Annotated in this window: 25 protein-coding genes; 9 read left to right on the top strand and 16 right to left on the bottom strand. The window is 72.3% G+C overall.

Annotation, left to right across the window (positions count from 1 at the left end; genetic code table 11):
- Positions 1 to 9 precede the first annotated feature (9 nt).
- Positions 10 to 957, bottom strand: a complete 948-nt coding sequence (locus AVW09_RS04140; protein WP_063256810.1) for a PDR/VanB family oxidoreductase — start codon at positions 955 to 957, stop codon at positions 10 to 12.
- A 142-nt stretch (positions 958 to 1,099) separates the two neighbouring features.
- Between AVW09_RS04140 and AVW09_RS04135 the strand changes: the two genes are divergently transcribed.
- Positions 1,100 to 1,822 (top strand): GntR family transcriptional regulator, encoded by a 723-nt coding sequence (locus tag AVW09_RS04135; protein ID WP_063256809.1) that lies wholly within the window; start codon positions 1,100 to 1,102, stop codon positions 1,820 to 1,822.
- A gap of 17 nt (positions 1,823 to 1,839) precedes the next feature.
- On the opposite strand, the gene AVW09_RS04130 is transcribed toward AVW09_RS04135, so the two are convergent.
- From AVW09_RS04130 to AVW09_RS04095, 8 genes are all read right to left on the bottom strand, one after another.
- Positions 1,840 to 2,475 carry a nucleotidyl transferase AbiEii/AbiGii toxin family protein gene (locus AVW09_RS04130; protein ID WP_231901765.1) on the bottom strand — a complete coding sequence of 212 codons (636 nt, stop codon included), beginning with the start codon at positions 2,473 to 2,475 and terminating at the stop codon, positions 1,840 to 1,842.
- Positions 2,476 to 2,642: 167 nt separating this feature from the next.
- A complete protein-coding gene (locus tag AVW09_RS17550) occupies positions 2,643 to 3,290 on the bottom strand; it encodes a type IV toxin-antitoxin system AbiEi family antitoxin domain-containing protein (RefSeq protein ID WP_231901767.1) in 648 nt (215 codons plus the stop codon).
- Positions 3,291 to 3,557: 267 nt separating this feature from the next.
- Positions 3,558 to 3,713, bottom strand: a complete 156-nt coding sequence (locus AVW09_RS17545) for a hypothetical protein (RefSeq protein WP_156495955.1) — start codon at positions 3,711 to 3,713, stop codon at positions 3,558 to 3,560.
- Entirely contained in the window at positions 3,704 to 4,066 is a 363-nt protein-coding gene (locus tag AVW09_RS04115) for a hypothetical protein (protein WP_063256805.1), read from the bottom strand. The genes AVW09_RS17545 and AVW09_RS04115 overlap by 10 nt, the downstream gene beginning before the upstream one ends.
- Positions 4,066 to 6,093 (bottom strand): primary-amine oxidase, encoded by a 2,028-nt coding sequence (locus AVW09_RS04110; protein WP_082822803.1) that lies wholly within the window; start codon positions 6,091 to 6,093, stop codon positions 4,066 to 4,068. Before AVW09_RS04110 ends, AVW09_RS04115 begins: the two co-directional genes overlap by 1 nt.
- A 41-nt stretch (positions 6,094 to 6,134) precedes the next feature.
- Positions 6,135 to 7,634, bottom strand: coding sequence for a gamma-glutamyltransferase (locus AVW09_RS04105; RefSeq protein WP_063256804.1), 1,500 nt, complete (start codon positions 7,632 to 7,634; stop codon positions 6,135 to 6,137).
- 1 nt (position 7,635) lies between these two features.
- Complete coding sequence (gene solA, locus AVW09_RS04100; RefSeq protein ID WP_063256803.1) at positions 7,636 to 8,733, bottom strand: N-methyl-L-tryptophan oxidase; 1,098 nt, start codon at positions 8,731 to 8,733, stop codon at positions 7,636 to 7,638.
- Positions 8,730 to 9,995, bottom strand: coding sequence for an aminotransferase class V-fold PLP-dependent enzyme (locus AVW09_RS04095; RefSeq protein ID WP_063256802.1), 1,266 nt, complete (start codon positions 9,993 to 9,995; stop codon positions 8,730 to 8,732). The genes solA and AVW09_RS04095 overlap by 4 nt, the downstream gene beginning before the upstream one ends.
- Positions 9,996 to 10,074: 79 nt before the next feature.
- Between AVW09_RS04095 and AVW09_RS04090 the strand changes: the two genes are divergently transcribed.
- From AVW09_RS04090 to AVW09_RS04075, 4 genes are all read left to right on the top strand, one after another.
- Positions 10,075 to 10,875, top strand: coding sequence for a class II glutamine amidotransferase (locus AVW09_RS04090; protein ID WP_197462554.1), 801 nt, complete (start codon positions 10,075 to 10,077; stop codon positions 10,873 to 10,875).
- Between the two features lie 87 nt (positions 10,876 to 10,962).
- Positions 10,963 to 11,829, top strand: coding sequence for a spermidine synthase (locus AVW09_RS04085; protein WP_022879916.1), 867 nt, complete (start codon positions 10,963 to 10,965; stop codon positions 11,827 to 11,829).
- Positions 11,830 to 11,944: 115 nt separating this feature from the next.
- Entirely contained in the window at positions 11,945 to 12,472 is a 528-nt protein-coding gene (locus AVW09_RS04080; RefSeq protein ID WP_063256800.1) for a hypothetical protein, read from the top strand.
- Between the two features lie 29 nt (positions 12,473 to 12,501).
- Positions 12,502 to 12,990: a SprT-like domain-containing protein gene (locus AVW09_RS04075; RefSeq protein ID WP_063256799.1), complete on the top strand. Its 489-nt coding sequence runs from the start codon at positions 12,502 to 12,504 to the stop codon at positions 12,988 to 12,990.
- A gap of 9 nt (positions 12,991 to 12,999) precedes the next feature.
- Here the strand turns inward: AVW09_RS04075 and AVW09_RS04070 are convergent, their stop codons facing one another.
- Positions 13,000 to 13,617, bottom strand: a complete 618-nt coding sequence (locus AVW09_RS04070; protein WP_063256798.1) for a 2-phosphosulfolactate phosphatase — start codon at positions 13,615 to 13,617, stop codon at positions 13,000 to 13,002.
- A gap of 83 nt (positions 13,618 to 13,700) precedes the next feature.
- Here AVW09_RS04070 and AVW09_RS04065 point away from each other — a divergent pair, with 83 nt between their 5' ends.
- On the top strand, positions 13,701 to 14,201 hold the full coding sequence (locus AVW09_RS04065) for a hypothetical protein (protein ID WP_063256797.1): 501 nt from the start codon (positions 13,701 to 13,703) through the stop codon (positions 14,199 to 14,201).
- Between the two features lie 212 nt (positions 14,202 to 14,413).
- Here the strand turns inward: AVW09_RS04065 and AVW09_RS04060 are convergent, their stop codons facing one another.
- From AVW09_RS04060 to AVW09_RS04050, 3 genes are all read right to left on the bottom strand, one after another.
- Entirely contained in the window at positions 14,414 to 15,064 is a 651-nt protein-coding gene (locus AVW09_RS04060; protein WP_063256796.1) for a response regulator, read from the bottom strand.
- Positions 15,065 to 15,131: 67 nt separating this feature from the next.
- Positions 15,132 to 16,280, bottom strand: coding sequence for a sensor histidine kinase (locus AVW09_RS04055; protein ID WP_063256795.1), 1,149 nt, complete (start codon positions 16,278 to 16,280; stop codon positions 15,132 to 15,134).
- A 63-nt stretch (positions 16,281 to 16,343) separates the two neighbouring features.
- Positions 16,344 to 16,802 (bottom strand): Lrp/AsnC family transcriptional regulator, encoded by a 459-nt coding sequence (locus tag AVW09_RS04050; RefSeq protein WP_026095597.1) that lies wholly within the window; start codon positions 16,800 to 16,802, stop codon positions 16,344 to 16,346.
- A gap of 140 nt (positions 16,803 to 16,942) precedes the next feature.
- On the opposite strand from AVW09_RS04050, the gene AVW09_RS04045 reads away from it, so the two are divergent.
- Positions 16,943 to 18,349, top strand: coding sequence for a DUF6421 family protein (locus AVW09_RS04045; protein ID WP_063256794.1), 1,407 nt, complete (start codon positions 16,943 to 16,945; stop codon positions 18,347 to 18,349).
- Positions 18,350 to 18,518: 169 nt separating this feature from the next.
- Positions 18,519 to 19,196, top strand: coding sequence for an SDR family NAD(P)-dependent oxidoreductase (locus AVW09_RS04040; protein ID WP_082822802.1), 678 nt, complete (start codon positions 18,519 to 18,521; stop codon positions 19,194 to 19,196).
- A gap of 18 nt (positions 19,197 to 19,214) precedes the next feature.
- Here AVW09_RS04040 and AVW09_RS04035 read toward each other — a convergent pair whose 3' ends face one another.
- Positions 19,215 to 20,696, bottom strand: coding sequence for an MFS transporter (locus tag AVW09_RS04035; protein ID WP_063256792.1), 1,482 nt, complete (start codon positions 20,694 to 20,696; stop codon positions 19,215 to 19,217).
- Positions 20,697 to 20,775: 79 nt separating this feature from the next.
- On the opposite strand from AVW09_RS04035, the gene AVW09_RS04030 reads away from it, so the two are divergent.
- Positions 20,776 to 21,843 carry a threonine aldolase family protein gene (locus tag AVW09_RS04030; RefSeq protein ID WP_063256849.1) on the top strand — a complete coding sequence of 356 codons (1,068 nt, stop codon included), beginning with the start codon at positions 20,776 to 20,778 and terminating at the stop codon, positions 21,841 to 21,843.
- A gap of 42 nt (positions 21,844 to 21,885) precedes the next feature.
- On the opposite strand, the gene AVW09_RS04025 is transcribed toward AVW09_RS04030, so the two are convergent.
- The gene (locus AVW09_RS04025) at positions 21,886 to 22,722 is read right to left on the bottom strand and encodes an AlbA family DNA-binding domain-containing protein (RefSeq protein ID WP_063256791.1); all 837 of its coding nucleotides are present in this window, start codon (positions 22,720 to 22,722) and stop codon (positions 21,886 to 21,888) included.
- A 22-nt stretch (positions 22,723 to 22,744) separates the two neighbouring features.
- Positions 22,745 to 23,365, bottom strand: a complete 621-nt coding sequence (locus tag AVW09_RS04020; protein WP_022877671.1) for an NUDIX hydrolase family protein — start codon at positions 23,363 to 23,365, stop codon at positions 22,745 to 22,747.
- Between the last annotated feature and the right edge of the window lie 12 nt (positions 23,366 to 23,377).

Here is a 23,377-nt window from a genome sequence, read left to right as displayed (position 1 = left end):
CCAGGGCCTTCAGGCCTGGAGCACGAGGAGGGGGCACGCGGACCGCGAAACGCAGACCATCATGCAGTCGTTGGCGGCCCGCTCCTGGGCCGTCAGGACGAAGTCGCGGTGCTCCACTTCGCCGTCGAGCACGCCCGTCTCGCAGCTGCCGCAGATGCCCTCTTCGCAATCGGAGAGCACGTCGACTCCCGCCTCGCGCAGCACCTCGAGCACGGTCTGCTCGGGTTCGACGGTCACTTCGACGCCCGTGAGCGCGAGGCGTACGGCGAACGGTCCGCCGGGTTCGTACTCCACGACGGGCGCGGTGAAGTACTCCAGGTGCAGGCGACCGGATGCCTCGGGCACGACGCGCGTGACCTCTTCGAGCATGCGCGCCGGGCCGCACGCGTAGACCGCGGCGTTCGGGTGCGCAGCGAGCTCGGCCTCGAGATCGGCGCGGACGCCCTCGTCGCGGGCGACGACGTCGACGGCTCCCCCGGGGATCGTGGCGAGGACGTCGAGGAACGCCATACGGGTGCGGGAGGCGCCGAGGTACAGCACCCGCCACGGCACACCCGCCGCGGCGGCGGCGCGCACCATGGGCAGAACCGGCGTGATGCCGATGCCGCCCGCGAGGAACAGGTACTCGTCGGCGGGGACGAGGCCGAAATGGTTGCGGGGACCGCGGAGCGATACGACGTCGCCGGGGCGAAGGCGCTCGTGCACGGCTCGGGAACCGCCGCGGCTCTGCTCCTCGCGCAGGACGGCGATGCGGTAGCGCGCCGAGCCGGGCTCGCCGCACAGCGAGTACTGGCGGACCGGGGCGCCGGGGACGGCGAGGTCCACGTGGGCGCCGGGTGTCCATTCCGGCAGCGGCCCGTCGACGCCCTCGAGCTCCACGGACATCACGTCGGCGGTCTCGAGGGTCAGGGAGCGCACGCGAGCGCGCAGCTCTCCGGCATCCTCTCGAGTCGTCATGTTTGGATCCTAACAGATACAGATTGGATCCCGAATCATTGGTCTGGGAGCCAGTACCGCGTGGATTGCGTGGCATCCGGCACCCGTTCTGCTAGGTTCGCACCTCGTGGGATCGCGACCACGATCGACCGAGAGGGGCACCATGGCCGCACGGGGGGACACCGAGATCACGGCGGCCGGGGGGCACGCGCTCGTCGACGAGATCGCCGCCAAGATCCGGGAACGCATCATGTCGGGCGACATCCCCATCGGCGCGCAGCTCCGGCAGGCGGAGCTCGCGAACGACTTCGGCGTCAGCCGCACCCCGGTGCGCGAAGCCCTGCGCCAGCTGCAGACCGGCGGCCTCATCGAGGTGCTGCCCAACCGCGGTGCCGTCGTCCGCGTGCCCGCGCCGTGGGAGGTGCGCGAGGCCTACGAGGTGCGCGCCGAGCTCGAAGCCCTCGCGGCGGCCCGCGCCGTCGAGCGCATCTCGCGCAGCGACGTGACGCGCCTCCGCGCGGCCAACCAGGACATGTACGACCGCTCCGTCGAGCGCGAGCGCGGCCAGAGCGACCCGGCCCTCGCCAGCCGCCGCGAGAACGACGTGTTCCACAACACGATCGCGCAGGTCTCCGCCAACGCGCGCCTCGCCCGCGCGATCGAGGAGATCAACGAGACCTTCCCCCGCAACGTCTCGGCTCAGCTGCTCGTGGGCGACGACCGTCACCGCGAAGAGAACTTCCAGGAGCACGTCCGCATCATCGACGCGATCGAGCGCGGCGACGCCGAAGCCGCCCGTCGCGAGATGCGCGAGCACGTCCTGAAGGCCGGCGAGCAGCTGGCGCGCTGGTACGAGCGGCGCTCCGCGACGGTGTTCACCGGCTGACGCCGGGGCTGCCTCCGTCAGAGGAAGCTGGCGAGAGCCTCGCGCACCACGCGCGCCGCGTCTTCCGGTCCCACCTGTGGCACGCACTGATGGCTGAGCGCCGCAGTCCACTGCGCGTCCGTGGGTAGTCGAGCGAAAGACACCTTCGACGCACTCGTGTACGGCCCGAGCGTTCCGAACAGATCGATGGCTTCGCGGCTGATCTTGCCTGCCTCGACTAACGCCCACAGGTCGTAGAGGTCGCGCGGCTCTCCACGGTCACTCCACGCCGCCAGCTTCGCGGCGGCGAACGCCGCTGCCGTCAGCACACGGAGGCGGGCGGGCGGCGCATCACTGTACCTCTGCTCGATATCTACGACTTCGGTCGGCCACGCGGGATACCCCTGTGCGGAGAGAAGCTGAAGACGAATACGGACGCCGCCCACCTCCATCACGGAGGACTCGGAGTGGATGGTGTCGCTGATGCGTGGAGTGAACGTCGGCGTTCCGAACGCGCGCCCCAGCCCCCTCGCAAGGGCCACCTCCATACGGTCGCCGATCTCGGCGCGCGACCCGGAGGCGATGAGGTCGATGTCCTCCGAGAGGCGGAGACCTGTCAGATGTGTGCGCGCGAGCGCTGTGCCCCCGAAGAACACGAGATCGTCCGTGGACACCGTGGCTATCGCCGCGAGGGCATGCGAGATCACGTGATCGCGGACGACCTGCTCCTCGGGGACACCGAATCGCGCCACGACCTCGGCGCGTTCGCGCTCATCGAGGACACCCGGTGTGACGCGAGTACCCCGGGCTCTCGGCTTCCCTCCGTCCTGTTCTTCCGCCATTACTGCCTTCTCACTTCCATCTCGTCGAGAGCTCCGCGCACTGCAGTGTTCGCGCGACCGAGCGTGTCGACTACACGCCGCAGGTCAGCGGGCCTGACCTGCCCGCGCAGATAGCGCGCCGCAGCCCGGGCCTCATCGGGCATCCCTCCCTGCCTCGGCTTCATCAGGAGGTCGTACAGTGTCTGCGCGCGCGTGGTCACCAGAGCACGCCCGAGCTCGTTCTGTTCGAGGACGGCGTCGAGACGATCGATATCGCGCGGGATGAGGTGGACAATGCCCCCGGTATCCAGGGTCACGGGAGGTCGTCCGGCCTCCGGGATGGCAACGGTCGTCACACCGAGAGCGCGAGGAATCGCCGCCCAATGGCGCGCGGCACCGAGCCCCATGAGCACGGCATTGCGGTTGCCGAACCGCGCAGTCGCCACGGCCAGCCCCGCCGCTTCCAGGGTGGGGCGCCACTGGCGGCCATCGCGCCCCTCCGGGGGTGCCGCGTAGACGCCTTTCGCGAGACGGACGAGTGCCCCGCGTTCGGCGAGTCGAGCGACCGTGCGGCGCGCGTGGGCGAGGTCCGCTTCCAGGTCCTGAGGACGCACGGTCCGGAGCGGCGCACGCTCGATCGCACGCAACGCGTCAACATCGTTGACCATCGGATCCACCTCCCTTACTGAGATTAGCGTGACAGCTAGTGTCACGTCAGTCTCAGTAAGTCCACCGCGCAGAGTGATGAGGGAGCTTCAGCCGCGTCACGCCCCCGGGCGCCGTCCGCCCGGCGCGCCGCCCGCCCCGCGTCATGGCGAGTACACGACGAAGGAAACTCGGCCCCGCGTGCCGGTGGCCGTGTTGATTTCCCGCCGGACGCGTCGCGGTCGACGCCGGTTTTCCTTCGTTGTCTCCGCCGAAGGACGTAGCGCTCCTCAGCCCACCACGAGCGGCGCCGCCATCAGCACAGCCGAAGCGCCCATCGCGAGCGGCGGCAGCCGCGTGATCAGCGGCCGGTCACGATGCGCCGTGGCGAACAGCACCACACCCCCGACGGCATAGGCGGCCACGCCGAGGAGGGTCAGCAGCACGAGCGGCATCGCCCCCGCACCGTGATGGGACGAGCCCGGGGAGGCCGGGACGGCGCGGCCAGCAGAAGGGATGCCATGAGCACCGCGCCGAGGGCGTCGAACGCCCGCATCCGACGGTCGCGCCCCCGCCGCGCGGAACCGGGCGCCACCGCCACCAGCGCCGCGAACAGCAGCGCCGCCGCCCAGAACACCGGCGGCACACGGCCGCCGCCGACGACCATGTCGCCCATCGCGAGGAGCATGAGCGCCGCGATGAACAGCTCACGCACGCGCGCGGCGGGGCGGTCGGCGGCGACGCAGCACGCACCGGCCGCCGTCGCCACCAGCGCGCCGACGTGCAGGACCTCCCCCATCAGTGCCCGTGGTGCTCGTGCCCGTGGTGCTCGTGACCGTGCCCGTGGTGCTCGTGCCCGCCGCCGGCGTCGTGCCCGTGGAACGCGTGGCCCTCGGCCACGGCACCGCCCGACCCCGCGCTCGGCGCGTGGCAGTGGTCGCCGCCCGAGGACGAAGGCAGGTCGAGCGACGGGTTCCGCGTGAAGAAGCCGTCCGGCTCGAACCGCAGGCCGATGCGGTGCACCGGCATGATCGGCCATTCCTCGGGCTTCGGGTAGTGGTGCACGCCGACGATCGGCCACAGCACGAGCTCGGCTCCGTCGAGCGGACGATCCGCCTGCTGCCACGCCGTGATGCCCTCGGCCTCGAGCGGCGCCTGGTTGGGGTAGTCGCCCGTGATGAACCGCTCGTTCGGGTCGTACGCGGTGGCCCAGAGGTGCTTCGAGACGAACGGGGCCTTGCGCGCGACGATGCTGCCGGGCTTCGCGAACAGGCGCGTGGTGTGCATCGCCGACAGCCGGTAGGCGGTGCTCTCGCCGAAACGGTTGGTGCGCTCGGTGTTCTCCACCCGCCAGTGCACCGCGCGGGACGCGTCGGCCATCCGACCGGCATCCTTCTCGGACGCGATGACCTCCGTGACCATCTTGACCGCGTTGCCCCAGGGGTTGAGCTCCTCGTCCTCCTCGACCTCGGCGTGCACCTCGACCAGGCGGTTCTTCGGGCCGTCGACCGCGGTGTCCATGCGCACGGCGAAGTAGTGCTGGTGCGTGGGGGCCTGGACGTTGGGACTGACCATGCGACCGTAGGCGGGCATCTTGCCGTCGTCGATGCCGGACACCGACAGGATGCCGGTGAGCTTGATCTCCAGCTCGATCGAGCCGTCCTGGTACAGCGACCAGTAGAAGCCGTAGTCGTAGTTCGCGACGGTCGCGAAGAACGAGATCACCAGGCGCCGCGAGCGGCGGACGTCGGCCTCGCCCGTGCGGGTGTTGACGTGCTTCCAGAGGATGGACGAGTCCTCCTCGTGCAGGCACACGCCGTTCGTGATGGTCTGAGCCTCGCCGACGCCGTCGAGCACGTGGGCGTCGAAGTAGTGGATCTCGCCGAGGCAGTCGCATCCGAGTTCGAGGGATGCCGTGAGGGGGCCGGCCCCGTACTCGCCCCAGTCGAAGAAGTTCTTGCGGTACGCCGTCGGGTCGGAGTCGAGATACGGCACGTACATCTCGTTCACCGCGGCGCGGCGGAGGACGGGACGCTCGACGTCGCCGTCGCGGTACGCGATGTCGTGCAGCACGAGCCCCTCGCGGTGCGTGAAGCCGATGCGGAACGACCAGTTCTGCCACGTGACTCGGTGGCCCTCGACGGTGAAGCCGGGGCCCTCGGGCTGCGTGATCTCCAGCGGCGCGACGTGGCGGTCGGGACCCCAGGTGCCCGAGCGGTAGTTGCTGCCCTCGCTCGCCATCGGGAGGACGCCGTGGTCCTCGAGCCGGATGATGTCGAGGGTCTCGAGGTCGAGGATCGGCACGAGACCCGCGACCGGACGCGCGTAGCCGTTGTCGTCGGCGCTCTCGCGATGCCAGACCGTTCCCCACGACAGACGGCGGTCGGCGAGGTCCTCGGGTTCGAAGCCCGTGATCGACTCGGGGTCGACCCACACGTGCGTGGTGTCGGTGATGCCGCGCTTGGCGAGGGCCTCCTTGAGGAGCGGGTGCTCGCGGGCGGCCCGGGCGATCGCGCGCGCCTCGTCGCTCGAGACGCCGGGGCGCTTGGCATCCACCGGGCTCCAGGAGGCCAGCGAGGCCTCGGCGCGGTCGGTCCCCGAGGTCCAGCCGGTGACCTCCCACGCCGCGTGCGCCGCGGGGTTCATCACGATCAGGCGCACCGGGCGCCCCTGGCCGGGGGCGAGGCTGCGGGCCAGGCCCTCCTCGACGGCGATGCCCCAGAAGCGCGGTTCGGCGCCGATGCGGTCGTCCGCGCGCACCAGCGCGGTGATCTCGACGATCTCGCTCGGGGTGAGGGGGTCGCTCCAGTGCCGGTCGGCGGTCATCGGGTCTCCTTGGTGCGGCGGTTCGGGTGATGCGGGTGGATTCAGGATGCCGGGACGAGGGCGGCGACCCCGTCGGCGCGGGGGTCGCTCGCGGCGTCGCGCACCCCGGCGGTGCGCGATCGGCGGACGAGTTGGACGTGGCCGGCCTCGTCAGCGGGTCCGGGGAAGGACGCGATCCCGAGCCCGAGGAACTCGGCGCGCTCCACGACCTCCGGTGCGACACCGGGTTCGGTGACGAGCGTGAGGCGGTCGTGGCCGAGGTCGCGGTCGCCGATCACCCACCGCGGGCGTCCGAGCAGCTCGTCGAGGTCGACGGCGGGGTCGGTGGCGTCGGGGAGGAGCTGGGCGAGGATCCACGGCTGAGCGCGGCCGCCCTGGCATCCGGCGACCACGGTCAGGTCTCCGCGGTCGACGATCGCGGGCGCGAGCGTGTGCGGCGGACGGGCGCCGGGGCGGATCGCCGCGGGCGACGCGGGGTCGATCGAGAAGGCGCCGCCGCGGTTGTGCAGCAGGATGCCGGTCGCGGGGTCGAGCAGTCCGGAACCGAACGTCTGGTACACGCTCTGCACGATCGTGACGGCGAATCCGTCGTCGTCGATCGCGACCACCGCGGCGGTGTCTCCCTGCGGCCGGGGCTCGAGCGGGCCACGGAAGGGACGGGCGTCGAGCGCGAGCATCGCCTCGACGTCGACGGGACCCGCGGAGGGGTCGCCGAGGTGCGCGCCGCGGGCCTGGACACCGAGGACGCTGGCCTCGAGAAGCTCCGCCGCGCCAGGCTCGCGCTCGCCGGCCGCGGCGACGCCCACGAGGATCGCCCCCACGGACGGCGGCGGCGCGACGCAGTACCGGGCGTCTCCGATGGTGCGGGTCAGCGCCTCGGTGACCTCGGGGCGGTAGCCCGCGAAGTCGTCGACGGTGTGCGTGCCGCCGTCCGCGCGCAGCGTCTCCACCAGAGACCGCGCGATGTCGCCCGCGTAGAAATCGTGGGGGTCGGTCGCCATCCGACGCAGCGACCGGGCGAGCGCGGGCTGAACGAGCGCGTCGCCCTCGACCAGGAGCGCGCCGTCGCGCGTGAAGACGTCCCGGAGCCCCGGGTCGGCGAAGATCGCGTCGGCGCGCGACACCAGCGCGCGGTCGAGGCCCGCGCTGACCGTCGTGCCCTCCTCCGCCGCCGCGGCGGCGTCCTCGAGCGCGCGGGCGAGCGGCAGGACGGCGCCGAGTCCGGCGATCGCCTGCCATCCGGCGAACATCCCCGGGACCGTGACCGACCCGGCCCCGGCGCGCGGCACCTCGGTCCAGGCCGCGGCGACGTCGGCGATCGCGGCGGGCGCGGTGCCGGCCGCGACCACGGCGACCGTGGAGCCGTCGGGGCGGCGGACGAGGGCGATGAGGTCACCGCCGACGGCGCACTGGTGGGGATACACCACGGTGAGCATCGCGGCCGCGGCGAGCGCCGCATCGAGCGCGTTGCCGCCCGCAGCGATAACGGAGCGTCCCGCCTCGACGGCGGCGTGGTGCGGAGCGGCGAGCGCGATGGTCATGTCAGATCCCCCGGCGGGCCGTCGAGATGAAGTCGAGATCGGGCCGTTCGATCCCCGTGGCGAGATCCGCGACCGCGTCGCCGATCGCGGGACCGAACTTGAAGCCGTGCCCCGAACACGCCGAGACGGCGATGACCTCGGGAGCGTCGGCGAGCGGTCCGATGACGAAGCGCTTGTCCTCGGTCATCGTGTAGAGGCACGCGGCGAGTTCGACGGGCGCGGTGTCGAGCGCGGGGACGTACGCGTGCAGCAGGGAGCGCAGCGCATCGGCTTCGGCGGGCGTCGGAGGCGCGACGGGGGTCTCGGGATCCCAGACCTCTCCGGCATCCACTCCGAGCTTGACGCCGTTGCCGTCGGCATCCGGGATGCCGAAGACGAGCCCCTCGGCGCGATCGACCGAGAACGCTCCGAGCGCCGACGGGATCCCCGCGGGCTGACCGGCGCGGACCGTGACGGTGAGGATGCGCCACACCTCGAGGAGGCCGGACAGCTGCGGCAGAAGGGTGCCGGCCCACGAGCCACCCGCGACGACGAGACGGTGCGCGCGGACGACCCCGCGGTCGGTACGGACCTCGACGCCGTCGGCGACCGTGTCCCAGCCGAGCACCCGCTCGCCGTCGCGCAGGTCCGCGCCCGCGGCCTCGGCGAGCCGGCGGAGGGCGATCAGCGACCGATCGGCCTCGAGCACCCCGGCGGACGGGTCGTAGACGGCGGGGTAGCCTTCGGGCACCGCGAACGACGGCATGAGCGCGGCCATCTCGGCGCGATCGTCGACCAGCACGCAGTCCGGGCCCTGCAGCTGCGACGCCCCCTCGTGCGCGTACAGTCCGCCGGTGCGGTGCAGCAGCTTCTCGCCCGAGGCGCGCTCGAGCGCCTCCCACGCGTCGAAGGCCTTCTCCACCAGCGCGTTCCACACCGGGTTCGGGTACGCCCGGCGGATCATGCGCGTGCGACCGTGGGAGGACCCGCGGGAGTGTCCCGGCGCGAAACGGTCGACCCCGATCACGCGGACGCCGCGGCCCGCGAGCGCGGCGACCGTGGACATTCCGTGGATGCCGAGCCCCAGCACGACGACGTCGGCCGACACGACCCCGCTCACCGGAGGATTCCCGTCGCGATCGCGGCCACCCCGTCGACGAGGGCGGCGATGTCGGAGTCGTCGTTGTAGACGTGGGCGGACGCGCGGACGACGGCGGGCACTCCGCGGTCGCCGAGATCCCACTGGCCGTGGGTCGCGGGCACCGACACGACCCGCACGCCGCGGCGTGCGAGCTGGACGACGGCGTCGGCCGCGGCCACGCCGTCGATCACGAACGTCACGAGGGCGGAGGCGCTTCCCGTCGGGTCGGCGACCGTGACGCCGTCGATCTCGGTGAGCGCCGTCCGCAGGCGGGCACCGGTTTCGACGAGCCACTCTTCCGTCTCGGGGATGCCACGGGCGGCGGCCTCGTCGAGGGCGACGCCGAGTCCGAGGCGCGCCGCGAGCGGGCCCTCCCAGGTCTCGTAGCGTCGCGCCGAGGGGACGAGCTCCCAGTGCGCGCTCGAGGTCCAGTGGGCGCCGCGCACGTCGGGGGCGATGGGGAGCAGACGCTCGAGCAGCGTGTCGCGCACGTAGGCGAAGCCCGTGCCGCGCGGGGCGCGGAGGAACTTGCGGCCCGTCGTGACCAAGACGTCGCACCCGATCTCGCGGACGTCGACCGCCAGGTGACCGACCGACTGCGTGGCATCCAGGATGTAGGTGCCTCCGTAGCGCTGCACGACCGCCCCGATCTGGGCGGCCGGTTCGACGAGACCCGACGAGGTGGGCACGTGGGCGACCGTCACGATCGACGGTACCCCGTCGGACAGCAGGGCCTCGAGCGCCGGGACGTCGACACGACGGTGCTCGTCGTACGGCGCGATGACGAGGTCGATGCCGCGTTCGCGCGCGAGGCTCATGAGGTGCAGCGCGTGGCTGACGTACGTGCTGCTGGACGCGATGATGCGCTGGCCCGTGGACGGTCGAAGGGCGTCGAGGAGGATGCGGAGGCCCGTCGAGGCGCTGTCGAAGAGGGCGATCTCAGCCGTGGCGGCGCCCACGAGGTCGGCCGCCGAGGCGTACACGGCGTCGAGGTCGGCGCGGCGTTCCGCCGCGGCCTCGTATCCGCCCTTCTGCTCCTCGAGCCGCAGGTGGTCGACCACCGCGGCCACGACGGCGTGCGTCGGCAGGGCCGCGCCGGCGGCGTTGAAGTGGCTGGTCAGGGTCGAGCCGGCGGTGCGCGCGCGCTCCGCACCGACGTCGATCGCGGATCCGCCCACTGACGGCGCAGCGGGCGCGGATGCCGAGGCCGTCGCGGCGTCTGCGGTGGGGGGCGGGTTCATGGGGGACGGGTTACCTCCGGGTAGGATCCAAACATACTACATGTGGATCCAATCTGTGATCGTCCATCTCGGAGGTGCCATGTCCCGCATGCTCGCCTACGTCGGCCCGGAGCCGGCGAACGTCGCCGCCACGCTGGGCGATGACGTCCTGGCATCCTTCGCCGCGCTCTCCCGCGTGCACGCCGACGGCTGGGGCGCCGGCTGGCGCACGGAACGGGGAGTCGCGGCGAGAGTCGCGCCCGGGCGCCCGGCCACGCGCGACGCCCTCGCCCGGGCGGTGCGCGTGCCGACGACCGCCGCGCTGCTCTACCTCCGCTTCGGCAGCGCCGGGACCGACCTCAGCGAGCGCGAGGCCCAGCCCTTCGTGTTCGGCGACGAGATCTTCGGACACAACGGCGCTCTCGCCCCCGCGGACCGCCTGCGCGACGCGCTCACCGACGACGAACGTGCGACGCTCCGCGGCAACAACGACAGCGAGCTGTATTTCGCCCGTCTGCGCCGGGCGATGACCCCCGGAACCGCCATCGACCCCGCCCGGATCGCGGATGCCGTCGCCGACGTCCGCGCGTCGTACCCCGAGGCGAGCCTCAACGCGCTGCTGCTCACCCCGACCGCCCTGGTCGCGGTGCACTCCTCGGCGGGTCGCCCCGCCCCGCTGGCCGCGTTCGCCGCGCGCGGGCTCGACCTCGCGAACCTCCCGCCGGGTCACGGCGACGGCTACAACGTCCTCTTCACCCGCCGCACCGCCTCCGGCGCGCGCCTGGTCGCCACGACCGGGATCCCCCTGGACGGCTGGACCCCACTCCCCGAGAACACCGTCTCCCTGGTGACCCCCGGCTCGGTGGCATCCACTCCCATCCCCCTCCGCGCGGGCGCGTGAGGGGTCAAGATCTGTCGCTTCGGACCCCCTCGAAGCGACAATTCTTGACCCCTCACGCGCCCGCGGCTGCCGGGCTAGCGTGGACACATGGCACGCATGCGGGTGGAACCGGACGATGCGCCGACGGCGCGGCTGTCCGACGGGGCGATCGCGCGGGTGACCGCGTCCACCTACGTGTCGGGGTCGGAACTCGTCGTCGACGGCACCCCGCAGTCGCACGTCGACCTCGACGACCCGACGCACCTGCACTTCGAGTACGTCGCGCGCATGGGCGCGGTCATCGACCGACTCCGGATGCCGGGACAGCCGCTGACCGCGGTCCACCTCGGCGCCGGCGCGCTGACGCTCCCCCGCTACGTCGAAGCCACGCGGCCGGGATCCCGCCAGCAGGTCATCGAGCTGGAACCGGCGCTGTGGGACCTCGTGCGCGAGAACCTCCCGCTCCCCCGCGGGGCGGCGATCCGCGTCCGCATCGGCGACGCCCGCGCGGGCCTCGGCCGACTGCCCGCGGGTCTGCACGGCGCCGTCGATCTGCTCGTGAGCGACGTGTACTCCGGCGCGCAGACGCCCGCACACCTCACCACCGTCGAGTTCTACCGCGAGGCCGCGGCACTCCTCGCGCCCGACGGCGTGCTGCTCGTCAACGTCTCGGACGGCCCCGGGTTGGCGTTCGCGCGGCGTCAGGTCGCGACGGTGCGCGAGGTGCTCCCCGAGGTCATCGTGCTCGCGGAGGTGCAGGTGCTGAAGGGCCGCCGGTTCGGCAACCTCGTCGTCGCGGCCTCCGCGGCACCCCTCCCGGTCGAGTGGTTGCCACGCCTCATGGCCGCGGGTCCCCACCCCGCGAAGGTTGCGCAGGGAGCCGAGATCGACGAGTTCATCCGCGACGCACGTCCGGCGACGGATGCCGATGCGACGCCGTCGCCCAAGCCCTCGGCATCCATCTTCGATCGCTGACGACGGACGCCGAGGTGCTCGCCCGCGCGGGTTCGCGACCCGCCGGTGTGGCGAGGCGGACCATCGGGCGCGGGCACCGCAGACTGGAAGCATCGGCCATTCGAGAGGAGCGACGGTGAGCTATATCCACGGGTACGACCCCGACACATTGCGCGAGATCACCGACTCTCGCGAGTGCGCGGAGCGGCTCGAGGAGATCGGTTCGCAGCGCAGTCTTCCGGCCCTTCTCGAGCGCACCTGGCTGCTGAAGGTGCTCGATCGCTTCGACGAGGCCCTGACGATCTCGGAGCAATCGGTGCGCGTCGCCCGTATGGCCGGCACCCGGCGCGACCTGCTGCGCGCCCGCATCCTGCACGCCACGATCCAGCAGTGCCGCGGCGCGTTCGCCGCCGCCGAGCAGGAGCTGACGACCTGCGCGGAAGAGGCCGAGGGGCAGGGGTGGTCGGGTATCGCCGCGTTCGCCCTGCAGCACCGCGGCAAGGTGCACTACGACGAGGGCGACTTCGAGGCCGCCCGCCGCGACTTCAAGCGCGCACTGTTCCTCCGGCAGAACGCGGGGGCCAGCGACGCCGAACTCGAGTCGACGCTCCTCGCGATCGACGCCGCCGAGCGCCGGCGGGCTCGCGCGGTCGTGGCGAGCTGACGTCGGAGCCCCTCTCTACGATTTCCGTCATGTCCGATCTGCAGCGTGTGCGCGTCTGGGCAGAGGCATTGATCGCCCTGCATCTCGACGAGTCGTGGTCGTTCGCCTTCGACAACGCCAAGCGCCGCGCCGGGCTCTGCGACTACGGCCGCCGCCGCATCAGCGTCTCGCGCTACCTCGCCGCGCGCTACGACGACGACACCAACCACCAGACCCTGCTGCACGAGGTCGCGCACGCGCTGGCCGGCGCCGCCGCAGGGCACGGGCCGACGTGGAAGCGCGCGGCCCGCGACCTCGGGTACGTCGGCGGAACGACGCACGCCGGTGAGACCGCGAACGAGCTGGCGCCGTGGGTGGGCACGTGCCCGGCCGGCCACGTCGCCTACCGGCACCGCCGTGCGACGCGGCCGACATCGTGCGCGAAGTGCGCGCCCTCCTTCGACCCGCGCTTCGCGCTGACGTGGGTGCACCGCGAGATCAGCCCCGCGACCCGGCTCGCCGCGGCCACGCCGCGCTGAGCGGACGTCTCACACCGCGGTGAAGACGCCGCTCCTGAGCACCGGGACGACGGATGCCGCATCCCGCGCGGCCGCGGCCAGCACGAGGTCGCGCTCACCCGCGTCGGAGCGCGAACGCCCGGTGCCGCTTGCGGTGAGCAGGTGCCGCACCGCTCCCCGCAGCGCGCGGAACCCCTCGCCCGCGACGGCGGCGTCGGGCGACGCGTGATCGATGCCGAGGTCGCCGAGCGCGGCCACGACGGCACCCGCGCCGAGCAGATCCTCGACGGCGAAGCGCGGGCCGCCCGCGTCGGCGTCGCCCACCGCGAGGACAGCGATGCTCGTGCGGTCGCCGCGCGAACGCTGCACGTCGAGCACGTGAGCGGCGACGGCGGCGGCGTTGCGGATCCCCGCGACCACGACGTGCGCACCGGTTGCCGCCCCGGCGAGCGCCAGTCGATCCGCGGCGTCGTCCTCCACGGGGAGGGCCTCGCCGCTCTCGGTGGCGGCGAGCGCGCGGGCGGTCAGGCCGAGCGTCTGCACGACGATCACGACGTGTGCGGGAGCGAGGCGCGCGAGCCCGCCCTCGCCCCACTCGAGACGCACCTGGTAGTTCGCCTGGGCGAGCGCTTCGGGGGTGTTCGGCATCCCTCGAGCCTACGACGAGCGGCTTCTCCGGACCGGTCCGTCAAGCCGACGTCGTTTCCGGCCGGAGGTGGCACGATGCGAGCATGCGCATTCTGCTGAAGTTCGAGATCGACTGCGATCCGGATGCCGCCTGGCGAGCCCTGCACTCCCCGCGCGCGGTCGCGGAACTGTACGGACGGCTGCTGGCCGTCGAGACGCTCGAAGAGGCTCCGACGTCGTTCTCGTCGGGCGACGACATCCCCGTGCAGATGCGCGCGGTGGGGGTGTTCCCCGTGGGCCGTCAGCTGATCTCGGTCGCGGACCGCGAGACTTCCGACGGCAACGGCCGGGTCCGGGTCTTCCGCGACTGGGGCGTCCCCCTGACGGGGCCGCTCGCGGCGCTCGACGTCTGGGACCACCAGATGGCGGTCTCGGCCGCGCCCGGCGACCTGAACCGGACGCTGTGGCGCGAACGTTTGACGATCGGCGGCGCAGCCGCCCCCGCCCTGTGGCCCGGTCTCTGGGCGATGTGGCAGTGGCGCGCCGCGCGGATCCGCGCCCTCGCCCCGACGTGGGCGCACGACCCGGAACTCACAGAGGGCTGAGCCGCGGCGGCGCACGCTCCGCGATCCGCACACCCTCAGCCGGATTGGCCCGGATGCCACTAACCCGCGGCCGATCGCTGAGGTTGCGCCGGCGTCACTCCCGCGCCGCGCGCGCGGCGCACGCTCCGCGATCCGCACAACCTCAGCCGGATTCGCCCGGATGCCACCGACCCGCGGCCGATCACTGAGGTTATGCCGCGGAACCCGGGCGCTCAGACCAGCCCGTGGCGGTACGCGAAGACGACGAGCTGCACGCGGTCGCGGAGGGCGAGCTTGGTCAGGATGCGACTCACGTGCGTCTTCACGGTCGCCTCCGACAGGAACTCCCGCGCGGCGATCTCGGCGTTGCTGAGCCCCGCCGCCGCGAGGGCGAAGATCTCGCGCTCGCGATCGGTCAGAGCGCTGTAGCTCGCGGGCAGCGGCTCGGTCGCGCCGCCCTGCGCGATGTGCGCGAACAGATCGCGGGTGGCCTGCGCGGCGATCACGGCCGACCCGGCGTGCACCGTCCGAACCGCAGACAGCAGGAACTCGGGATCGGAGTCCTTGAGCAGGAACCCGCTCGCGCCGTGCTGGATGGCGCGGGCCGCGGCCTCATCGAGGTCGAACGTCGTCAACACGACGACGCGCGGAGCATCGGGCTCGCGGAGGATCTCCGCCGTGGCCGTGAGACCGTCCATGACCGGCATCCGTACGTCCATCAGCACGATGTCGGGGCGCGTCGCACGCACGACGTCGATGCCCTCGCGCCCGTCGGAGGCCTCGCCGACCACCTCCAGGTCGGGCTGCGAATCCAGCACCATCCGGATGCCGGCGCGGAAAAGCGCCTGGTCGTCGACGAGCACGACGCGGATCGGCGGAGTCATCGCTGCGGGTCCTTCCGAGGGGCGGGGGCGGGTCGGCATCCACTCTGCCGCGTGAACTTCGGTCGGGTCACGCGGGGGCGCCGATCGGCAGGGTCGCGCGCACGACGAAGTCGCGGGACTCGGGCTGCGCCGACAACGTCCCGCCGGCGAGTTGCGCGCGCTCGCGCATCCCGATCACGCCGTGTCCCGGGGACGACGACGGAGGGGTGTCGCCGAGGCGGTTGCGCACGGTGAGGTCGACCCGATCCCGATGCCACGCGAAGCGCACCGCCACGCGCCGGTCGGCACCGTGGCGAAGAGCGTTCGTGAGCGCCTCCTGCAGGATGCGGTAGAGAGCGAGCTGGACGGATGCGGGCGGTTCCGCGTCGGGGGCGGAGTCGACCGTCGTCTCCAGCTCGACCCCGGCCGCCCGGACCTGGGCGTACAGCGACTCGATGTCGGCGAGGGTCGGCTGCGGCCCATCCGCCTGACTGTGCCGCAGCTGCTGCAGCAGGAGGCGAACGTCGGAGAGGGCCGCCCGCGCGGTGGTCGAGATCGTCGACAGCGCGTCGGTCGCGGCGGCCGGGTTCTGGGCGGCGGCGTAGCGGGCGCCGTCGGCCTGGGCGATCACCACCGCGAGCGAGTGCGCGACCACGTCGTGCATGTCGCGGGCGATGCGCACCCGTTCCTGCTCCGCGATCGTCGCCTCCTCGGCCGCGCGCTGCGCCATGGCGTTCTCCGCCGCCCGGCGACTCGTACGGGCGAGAGCGCCGGAACCCCACGCGACCAGGAAGGCGAAACCACAGACGAGGAATATCGCGAGGGTGTCGAGGGTGGGGGCGAACACGTCTCGTCCCGCCCGGATCATGAGGTAGCCCGTCACGATGGCCGCCCCGAGGAGAGTCGAAGCCAACCCGGCCCAATACACGCGGCGACTTCCGTAGGCCGCGGCGGTGTAGAGGACGACGTACGTCGCGACGTCGACCACGCCCGGGTCACGCTGGAAAGACATCTGCGCGACCGCCGCCACCCACGCCAGCAGCAGCGCCAGCCCCGGGTGCAGACGGCGGAAGGCGAACGCGGCCGAGAACAGCGCGACGACGACGACCGCACCGAGGTTGGCGAGCACCTCCCCCGGCTCGAGCTCGATGACGAAGGAGAGCAGCCCGAAGAGACCGGCCGCGACGAGGTCGACGACCAGCTGATACCGGAGCAGGGGACGCAGGGCGATGCGCATCCCTGTCACGCTACGCGGAACGCCGGGCGCCCGGCATCCACCGGGGGATGTATCCCAGGCGCGTCAGCCGGGGTAGTCGGCCGGCTCGATGGGGCGGGCCTCGAAGAAGGTCTGCAGCACGATCGTCGTGCGGGTGTTGACCTGTGCGGCGGCGCGGATGTCGCGGATGAGCGTCTCGAGATCGCGCGGCGTCGGGACGCGCACGAACAGCATGTACGCGGCATCCCCGGCGACGGAGTGGCACGCCTCGATCGCGCTCAGGTGTGCGAGCAGCTCGGGGGCGTTGTCGGGCTGCGCAGGGTCGAGCGGCGTGATCTCGACGAACGCCGCGAGGGGCCGCCCGAGCGCCTCCGCGTCGAGCACCGGACGGTAGCCGCGGACGATTCCGCGCGACTCCAGTCGGCGCAGCCGCGACTGCACGGCCGAGACGGACAGCCCGACCTTCTCCGACAGGTGCGCGAGGGTCGCGCGCGCGTCGAGCGAGATCTCGCGCACGATGGCGGCATCGACGGCGTCATCCAGACGCACGCGGCGGACGGAACCCTCGGACATGCGCCGACAGTACCAGTGACCGCCGCACACCCTCTCGCGTCGTTCGTAAGTTTTCCGTTAGCATCGATGTTTAACAGGAATATTTCCCGCATTCTCGATCGGAGGCCACCATGTCCCTCGCAACGCCCGCGCGTTCCACGCGTGATCTGCTCGACGGGCACACCGCGGCCACGGTCGAGAACACCCCGGCCTGGGCTCTGCTGAAGGATGCCGCGATCGAACTGCAGTCGCTGCAGGCCGCCGACGGCTCCGTCCCCGAGGCGTCGGACCACCCGCGCGCCGCCGCCCTCGTCGCCGACATCATCGACGCGATCGCCGCGCTCACCCCCCTCTTCCCGCACGACGACGCCTACCTCCGCGCGTCCGTCGTCGACTTCGAGCGGTGGCGCGACGGCGGCTTCGGCGTGCCCGACTTCCTCGACTCGCTCGTGGCCTTCCAGCCGCAGGAGCACCGGGTCGACGGCATCCGTCACCTCGTCGTCTTCCCGATGTACACGCAGAACGGGTCGCGCGAGCGGCACGTCGAGGCCGTGCTCGTCGAGGTCATCTGGCCCGAGTTCATCGCGCGCCTCGAGACCGAGTACACCAACCGCCTGTTCGTCTCGTTGCGCCTGGTCGACTTCACGCCCGGGTACGACACGAACTCGGCGGTGCTCTTCCCCGAGACCGTCGCGATGCGCGAGGTTCCGACGTTCACGTGGGGCGCGATCTTCCAGGACCGCGAGGCCGCGCGTTACCGTCGCGTGACGCGCGCGGCCGCCGAGATCACGAAGCTCGAGCTGCCGGACGCCGCCGCCCGGATGCTCGACGACCAGGCGCTCACCGAGCAGACCTTCGTGATGTGGGACATCATCCACGACCGCACGCACATGCGCGGCGACCTGCCGTTCGACCCGTTCATGATCAAGCAGCGGATGCCGTTCTTCCTCTACTCGCTCGAGGAGCTGCGCTGCGACCTCACCGCGTTCCGCGAGTGCGTCGAGATCCAGCAGCGCCTGTCGGCGCGGGACGACCTGGATGCCGCGGAGCAGGCGATGCTCGAGCACGCCGAGCTCGTGCAGTACGCCGTGATCTTCGACCGCATCTTCCGCTTCGCCATCACCGGCTCGCGCGTGCGCAACTACGACGGCCTCGGCGGACAGCTGCTCTTCGCGTGGCTGCACCAGCGCCGCGTGCTGCACTGGACCGACACGTCGCTCGCGTTCGACTGGGACGAGGTGCCCGCGGCGGTCGTGGCCCTCGCCGACGCGATCGACGAGCTGTACTGGCGCTCGATCGACCGCCCGAAGACGGCGCACTGGCTGGCCGCGTACGACCTGGTCCGCTCGGTGGTCACGCCGCACCCCGCGTCGGTGTGGGCGCGTGGACTGTCGGACGACGTCCTGGCCGGCCTCCCCAAGGGGTACACCGACGCGGTGCTGGACGACGAGTTCCCGCTGTCGATGTTCTTCGAGGCGCTGGAGAAGAAGATGCGCCCCGTGATCGCCTCGACCGAGGGCATCACCGGCCGCGACTGAGCGGGCGGCCGGCTCGGTCGCGGTCTGGCTCGGGCGGGCCGTCGCGCGGAGTCGGCGGTCGACACGCCCTGGGGGTGGCGGTCGGGGCGGCGTGTCGGACACGATGTCCGCACGACGGTTCGTCGCTCGGCGACCACCGTCGGTCGAACCGAACCACGGAGGAGGCGGCATGGACACGGGCGTCGAAGGCCGGACGATACTGCTCGCCGGGGGCACGAGCGCGGCGGGTCGCAGCGCGGCGCGGGTCCTTCGCGACGCGGGCGCGACCGTCGTCGTCGTCGGCTCGGACGCTGGGCGGCTGGCCTCCGTCGCCGAGGAGATCGACGGCGTCGCGACCGAGCAGTGCGATCTCACCGACCCGGATGCCGTGGACGCCCTGCGCGACCGCGTGCACGCCGCGCACGGCGGGGTCGACGGCATCCTGCACCTCGTCGGAGGGTGGCGCGGCGGCGGCGGGCTCGCGGGGCAGAGCGACGAGGACTTCGCGTTCCTGCTGAGGTCCTTCACGGCGCTGCGGAACGTCACGCGCTCGTTCGACGAGGATCTGAGGACCTCGGATGCCGGTCGCCTCGCGATCGTGTCGTCCACCTCGGTCGCGCGCCCCCTCGCGGGCGGGGCGAACTACGCCGCAGTCAAGGCCGCCAGCGAAGCGTGGACCCGCGCGGTCGCCCAGGGCTTCGCGAAGGCGGCCCGCGATGCCGGCCGCGACCCGTCCGCGGCGGCCGTGGTGTTCCGGGTGAAGAGTCTCGCCGGCCTCGAGGACGCTCTCGCGCTCGCGTACCTCGGCCTGTGGGACGACCCGGCGGAGGACATCAACGACGTGACCATCGAGCTCGCGGCCGGCTGACGCCGCGGTCGGTGCGGATCAGCCGGCCCGCGGAGGTGTCCGCCCGCTTCGCGGCGCCGGGGCTTCGGTATCCGGGACCCCTCCGGCGCGCGCGGCGAGCGAGGACGCTTCGTCCTCCGGGCCGGGAGCGTCGGGCGGGGCGGACGCGTCGTCGGACGGCGCCTCCTGGTACTGCCGCGACAGCACCCGGTACGAGCGCGTGAGGAACGCGGCCGCGCCCACCACGACCATCACCAGACCCGCGACGACGAAGACGAGCGCGATGCCGCGCCCGATGCCGTCACCGAGCAGCCACCCCCAGGTCGCTCTGCCCTCGCCGCCGTCCATGTAGGGGATGATCGCGAACTCCGCGATCGGGGCGATGAGGAACGCGGTGATCGGAGCCGACGCCGACTCGAACGCGGCGGCGAAACCGAAGACGCGTCCCTGCGTCTCGAAGGGGACGACCTTCTGGATCACCGTCTGCTCGGCCGCCTCGACCGCGGGGATGAGCGCCATGTACACCCAGATCCCGGCGACGTACAGCCACCACCAGTCACGGAGGGTGAAGACGGCACCCAGCACGCCCATGCCGATCACGATGAGCAGCATGGTGCGGATCGGGTTGCGCCCGAGTCCGAATCGGGCCACGAGGGCACCGCCGATGATGAACCCGGTCGCCGTGACCCCCAGCACCAGGCCCCACCCCTCGACGGTGAAGAGCTGGAGACCGTAGGGGTCCATGAGAGCGAGGTAGACGCCCCCGATGAGGTTGTTGAAGGTGGAGAAGATCAGCAGCGCGAACAGCCCGGGCGACGCCCGGACGGCCCGGACCGCGCCGCGCACGTCGACGGCCGGAGCGCGCTCGCCCGTGCGTGCGGGGCGCTCCTCGGGGATGCGGATCGTGAGCAGGTGGAGGAGCGCCGCCAGGGTGAGGACGATCGCGATCGCCAGCGTCCACCCCATGCCGAGCTGCCCGACGGACAGCCCGCTGAACACGCTCGTGACCACGAACGACAGCCCCTGCACCGTCCCGACGAGACCGTTCGCGTTGGCCCGACGATCCTCGGGGACGAGGAGGGTCACGGTCGTCGACAGCGCGATGTTGCGCATGTTCTCGATGACGGCGCCGCCGAGCACCACCCCGGAGAAGATCCAGAACCACGGGCCGCCGAGGTCGAGCAGCGCACGCTCGGGGAACGCGAGCCACAGCGCTCCGGCGACGAGGAAGGCCACGAGCGTGACGATGCCCGACACCACCATGACGCGGTGTTTGCGGTGCCGGTCGACGATCGTTCCGAAGAGCATCGCGAACACTGCCAGCAGAAGCATGTAGGCGCCGCCGATGATGCCCGTCGCCAGCACGGACCGCGTCTCCAGGTACACCCAGAAGGTCAGCGCGAACCACAGGTAGCTCGTCGTGACGTTGGCCGCCGCCGTGTTCACGAGAACGCCGACGAAGGCCCGCCGGTCGGCGGCACCGCCCGCGACGACGGGAGCGGGCGGGGGTGTCTCGGTCATGCGCCACACGTTAGCCACCCCCTCCGACATCGGCCAGGGCCCCGGCATCCGCGGCACGCGCGATGACTACGCTGGAGGGGTGACCCCCCTGCATGACACCGCGGTCCGCGGCTTCGCGTCCGACAACTACTCCGGCATCCACCCCGAGGTCCTGGCCGCCATCGCCTCGGCCAACGAGGGGCACCAGGTCGCCTACGGCGAGGACGTCTACACCTCGCGTCTGCAGGAGCTGTTCGCGGACCTTCTCGGCGACGGCGTCGAGGCGTTCCCCGTGTTCAACGGCACGGGCGCGAACGTCGTCGGTCTGCAGTCGATGCTCCCCCGCTGGGGCGCCGTGATCTCGGCATCCACGGCTCACATCAATGTCGACGAGGGCGGAGCGCCCGAGCGCGTCGGCGGCATCAAGCTGCTCACCGTCCCGACCGACGACGGCAAGCTGACGCCCGATCTCGTCGACCGCGAGGCCTGGGGCTGGGGCGACGAGCACCGCGCGCAGCCGCTCGTCGTCTCGATCACGCAGTCGACCGAGCTCGGCACCCTGTACACGCCCGACGAGATCCGCGCCCTCGCCGACCACGCGCACGCGCGCGGCATGCGGCTGCACATGGACGGCGCGCGCATCTCGAACGCCGCCGCGGCGCTCGACCTCCCGCTCCGGGCCTTCACCCGCGACGCCGGGGTCGACGTGCTGAGCTTCGGCGGCACGAAGAACGGGGCCATGATCGGCGAGGCGATCGTCGTGCTCGACCCCGCGGCATCCACGGGTCTCACCTACCTGCGCAAGCTCGACATGCAGCTCTCGAGCAAGATGCGCTTCGTGTCGGCGCAGCTGGTCGCCCTGCTCGAGAACGACCTGTGGCTGCGCAACGCGCGGCACTCCAACGCCATGGCGCAGCGGCTGCGTGCGGGTGTCGAGGCGGGGCTCGCGGACGGCTCGATCCGCGGCGTCGAGTTCACGCAGCCGACGCAGGCGAACGGCGTCTTCGCGATCCTGCCCGAGGGGGTGGCCGAGCGCCTCCGCGAGAGCTTCCGCTTCTACGACTGGCATGAGGCGCGCCGCGAAGTGCGCTGGATGTGCTCGTTCGACACGACCGAGTCCGACATCGACGCGTTCATCGCCGCGATCGCGCGCGAGACCACGCGCTGACGCGACCCCACGCGGGGGCCGCCGTCGGACGGCGGCCGCGTCTCAGCGCGCCGAGGGGCGACCGAGCACGAGCGTCGAGGGGGACGGACGCCAGTGCCGCGCCACGTACTCGACGGCCTCATCGACGCCCAGCGCGCGGCTGGAGTTGCCCACACGCACCCACAGGTCGGTGACCGAGCCGCCGTCCTTGGGCTGGGTCAGGAACACCGGCCGCGCCGCGGGGCGGCACACCACGACGCACACCGCAGGGTGACCGTCGCCGGCTGAGGCGAAGACGATGCGCGGCTGCGCCGCGGCGTTGCGGCCGATCGCCTTCGAGAGCATGTCGCGCAGCCACAGCTCGAAGCGGTCGTGATCGGGCGTGCGCATGGTCGCGAGGTCGCGGTCGAGCCCGATGGCCGTGCCGGTGTCATCCGCGCCGATCACGAGCGTTCCGCCCCGCGAGTTCAGGAACGCCGCGACCGACTTGGCGATCGCGATCTCCATGCGCGCGTCCTTGCGGTTCTCGCGGACGTTCCACCGCGCGGTCTCCTTGAACTCCACCCGGTCGGACTCCCCCGCGCGCAGCAGCGCGGGCACGTCGATGTCCCCGCCGTCGCGACGCGCCGCGGCGACCACCGCGGCGACGACCGCCGACAGCCCGAGGCTCGCGCCGACGGAGAACAGGATCGTCGTGGGCACCCAGAGCCGCGCAGCGCCGCCGACCCACGCCGACAGCAGCAGCCCGACGCTCACTCCCAGCACGCCGATCACCGTCATGGTCGGCATGCTCAGCGACCGCGCGGGGCCGAACGCGCGCCGCAGCACGAGTGCGATGAGCGCGGCCAGCGCCAGGACGACGGGCAACGCGATCGCGAGATCGACGAGGGAGGTGTCCATCGGCATCCGGGTCCGACGGGGGTCAGCGCAGCGCGCCCACCGACGCCAGGCCGAGGCGGATGAGCGTGCCGCGGCCGCCCTCCATCTCGGCGGAGAGGGCATCGGATGCCGCCTCCTCGGGCGACAGCCACGTGACCTCGAGCGCGTCCTGGCGGGGTTCGCAGGTTCCGGTGACGGGGACGACGAAGGCCAACGAAACCGCGTGCTGGCGGTCGTCGTGGAACGCGCTGACACCGGGGAGCGGGAAATACTCCGCGACCGTGAACGGCGCCGGCTGCGGCGGGAGGAGCGGGAAGGCCATGGGGCCCAGGTCGTTCTCGACGTGCCGGAACAGCGCGTCGCGCACCGTCTCGCCGTACCGCACGCGGCCCGACACGAGCGTGCGCGTCATCTCGCCCAGCGGGGTCGCGCGCAGCAGAATGCCGACCTGCGTCACCGCGCCCATGCCGTCGGTCCGCACGGGCAGCGCCTCGACGTACAGCATCGGCAGCCGTCGACGCGCCTCGGCGAGCTCGACCTCGCTCAGCCACGCCGGGTTCGTGTTCGGACCGGAGCCGGCGGGCGCGCCCGAGAAGGGCGTCGAGAGCGGCTCGCGCTCGTCGCCGTTGTCGCCGGGTTCGGGGTCGGGTGTGCGGACAGGCATGCTCCCTGTATA

The organism is Microbacterium sp. T32 (assembly GCF_001619615.1).
Taxonomy (GTDB): domain Bacteria; phylum Actinomycetota; class Actinomycetes; order Actinomycetales; family Microbacteriaceae; genus Microbacterium.
The sequence above is the reverse complement of the archived record's forward strand: the minus strand, read 5'-3'. Positions and strand labels throughout refer to the sequence as shown.

Bases quoted from the DNA above. Each gene is read 5' to 3' on its own strand.
- AVW09_RS04140 (WP_063256810.1), bottom strand. From the start codon at position 957: ATGACGACTCGAGAGGATGCCGGAGAGCTGCGCGCTCGCGTGCGCTCC.
- AVW09_RS04135 (WP_063256809.1), top strand. From the start codon at position 1,100: ATGGCCGCACGGGGGGACACCGAGATCACGGCGGCCGGGGGGCACGCG.
- AVW09_RS17550 (WP_231901767.1), bottom strand. From the start codon at position 3,290: ATGGTCAACGATGTTGACGCGTTGCGTGCGATCGAGCGTGCGCCGCTC.
- AVW09_RS04115 (WP_063256805.1), bottom strand. From the start codon at position 4,066: ATGGGGGAGGTCCTGCACGTCGGCGCGCTGGTGGCGACGGCGGCCGGT.
- AVW09_RS04110 (WP_082822803.1), bottom strand. From the start codon at position 6,093: ATGACCGCCGACCGGCACTGGAGCGACCCCCTCACCCCGAGCGAGATC.
- AVW09_RS04105 (WP_063256804.1), bottom strand. From the start codon at position 7,634: ATGACCATCGCGCTCGCCGCTCCGCACCACGCCGCCGTCGAGGCGGGA.
- AVW09_RS04095 (WP_063256802.1), bottom strand. From the start codon at position 9,995: ATGAACCCGCCCCCCACCGCAGACGCCGCGACGGCCTCGGCATCCGCG.
- AVW09_RS04090 (WP_197462554.1), top strand. From the start codon at position 10,075: ATGTCCCGCATGCTCGCCTACGTCGGCCCGGAGCCGGCGAACGTCGCC.
- AVW09_RS04085 (WP_022879916.1), top strand. From the start codon at position 10,963: ATGGCACGCATGCGGGTGGAACCGGACGATGCGCCGACGGCGCGGCTG.
- AVW09_RS04075 (WP_063256799.1), top strand. From the start codon at position 12,502: ATGTCCGATCTGCAGCGTGTGCGCGTCTGGGCAGAGGCATTGATCGCC.
- AVW09_RS04070 (WP_063256798.1), bottom strand. From the start codon at position 13,617: ATGCCGAACACCCCCGAAGCGCTCGCCCAGGCGAACTACCAGGTGCGT.
- AVW09_RS04065 (WP_063256797.1), top strand. From the start codon at position 13,701: ATGCGCATTCTGCTGAAGTTCGAGATCGACTGCGATCCGGATGCCGCC.
- AVW09_RS04060 (WP_063256796.1), bottom strand. From the start codon at position 15,064: ATGACTCCGCCGATCCGCGTCGTGCTCGTCGACGACCAGGCGCTTTTC.
- AVW09_RS04055 (WP_063256795.1), bottom strand. From the start codon at position 16,280: ATGCGCATCGCCCTGCGTCCCCTGCTCCGGTATCAGCTGGTCGTCGAC.
- AVW09_RS04045 (WP_063256794.1), top strand. From the start codon at position 16,943: ATGTCCCTCGCAACGCCCGCGCGTTCCACGCGTGATCTGCTCGACGGG.
- AVW09_RS04040 (WP_082822802.1), top strand. From the start codon at position 18,519: ATGGACACGGGCGTCGAAGGCCGGACGATACTGCTCGCCGGGGGCACG.
- AVW09_RS04035 (WP_063256792.1), bottom strand. From the start codon at position 20,696: ATGACCGAGACACCCCCGCCCGCTCCCGTCGTCGCGGGCGGTGCCGCC.
- AVW09_RS04025 (WP_063256791.1), bottom strand. From the start codon at position 22,722: ATGGACACCTCCCTCGTCGATCTCGCGATCGCGTTGCCCGTCGTCCTG.
- AVW09_RS04020 (WP_022877671.1), bottom strand. From the start codon at position 23,365: ATGCCTGTCCGCACACCCGACCCCGAACCCGGCGACAACGGCGACGAG.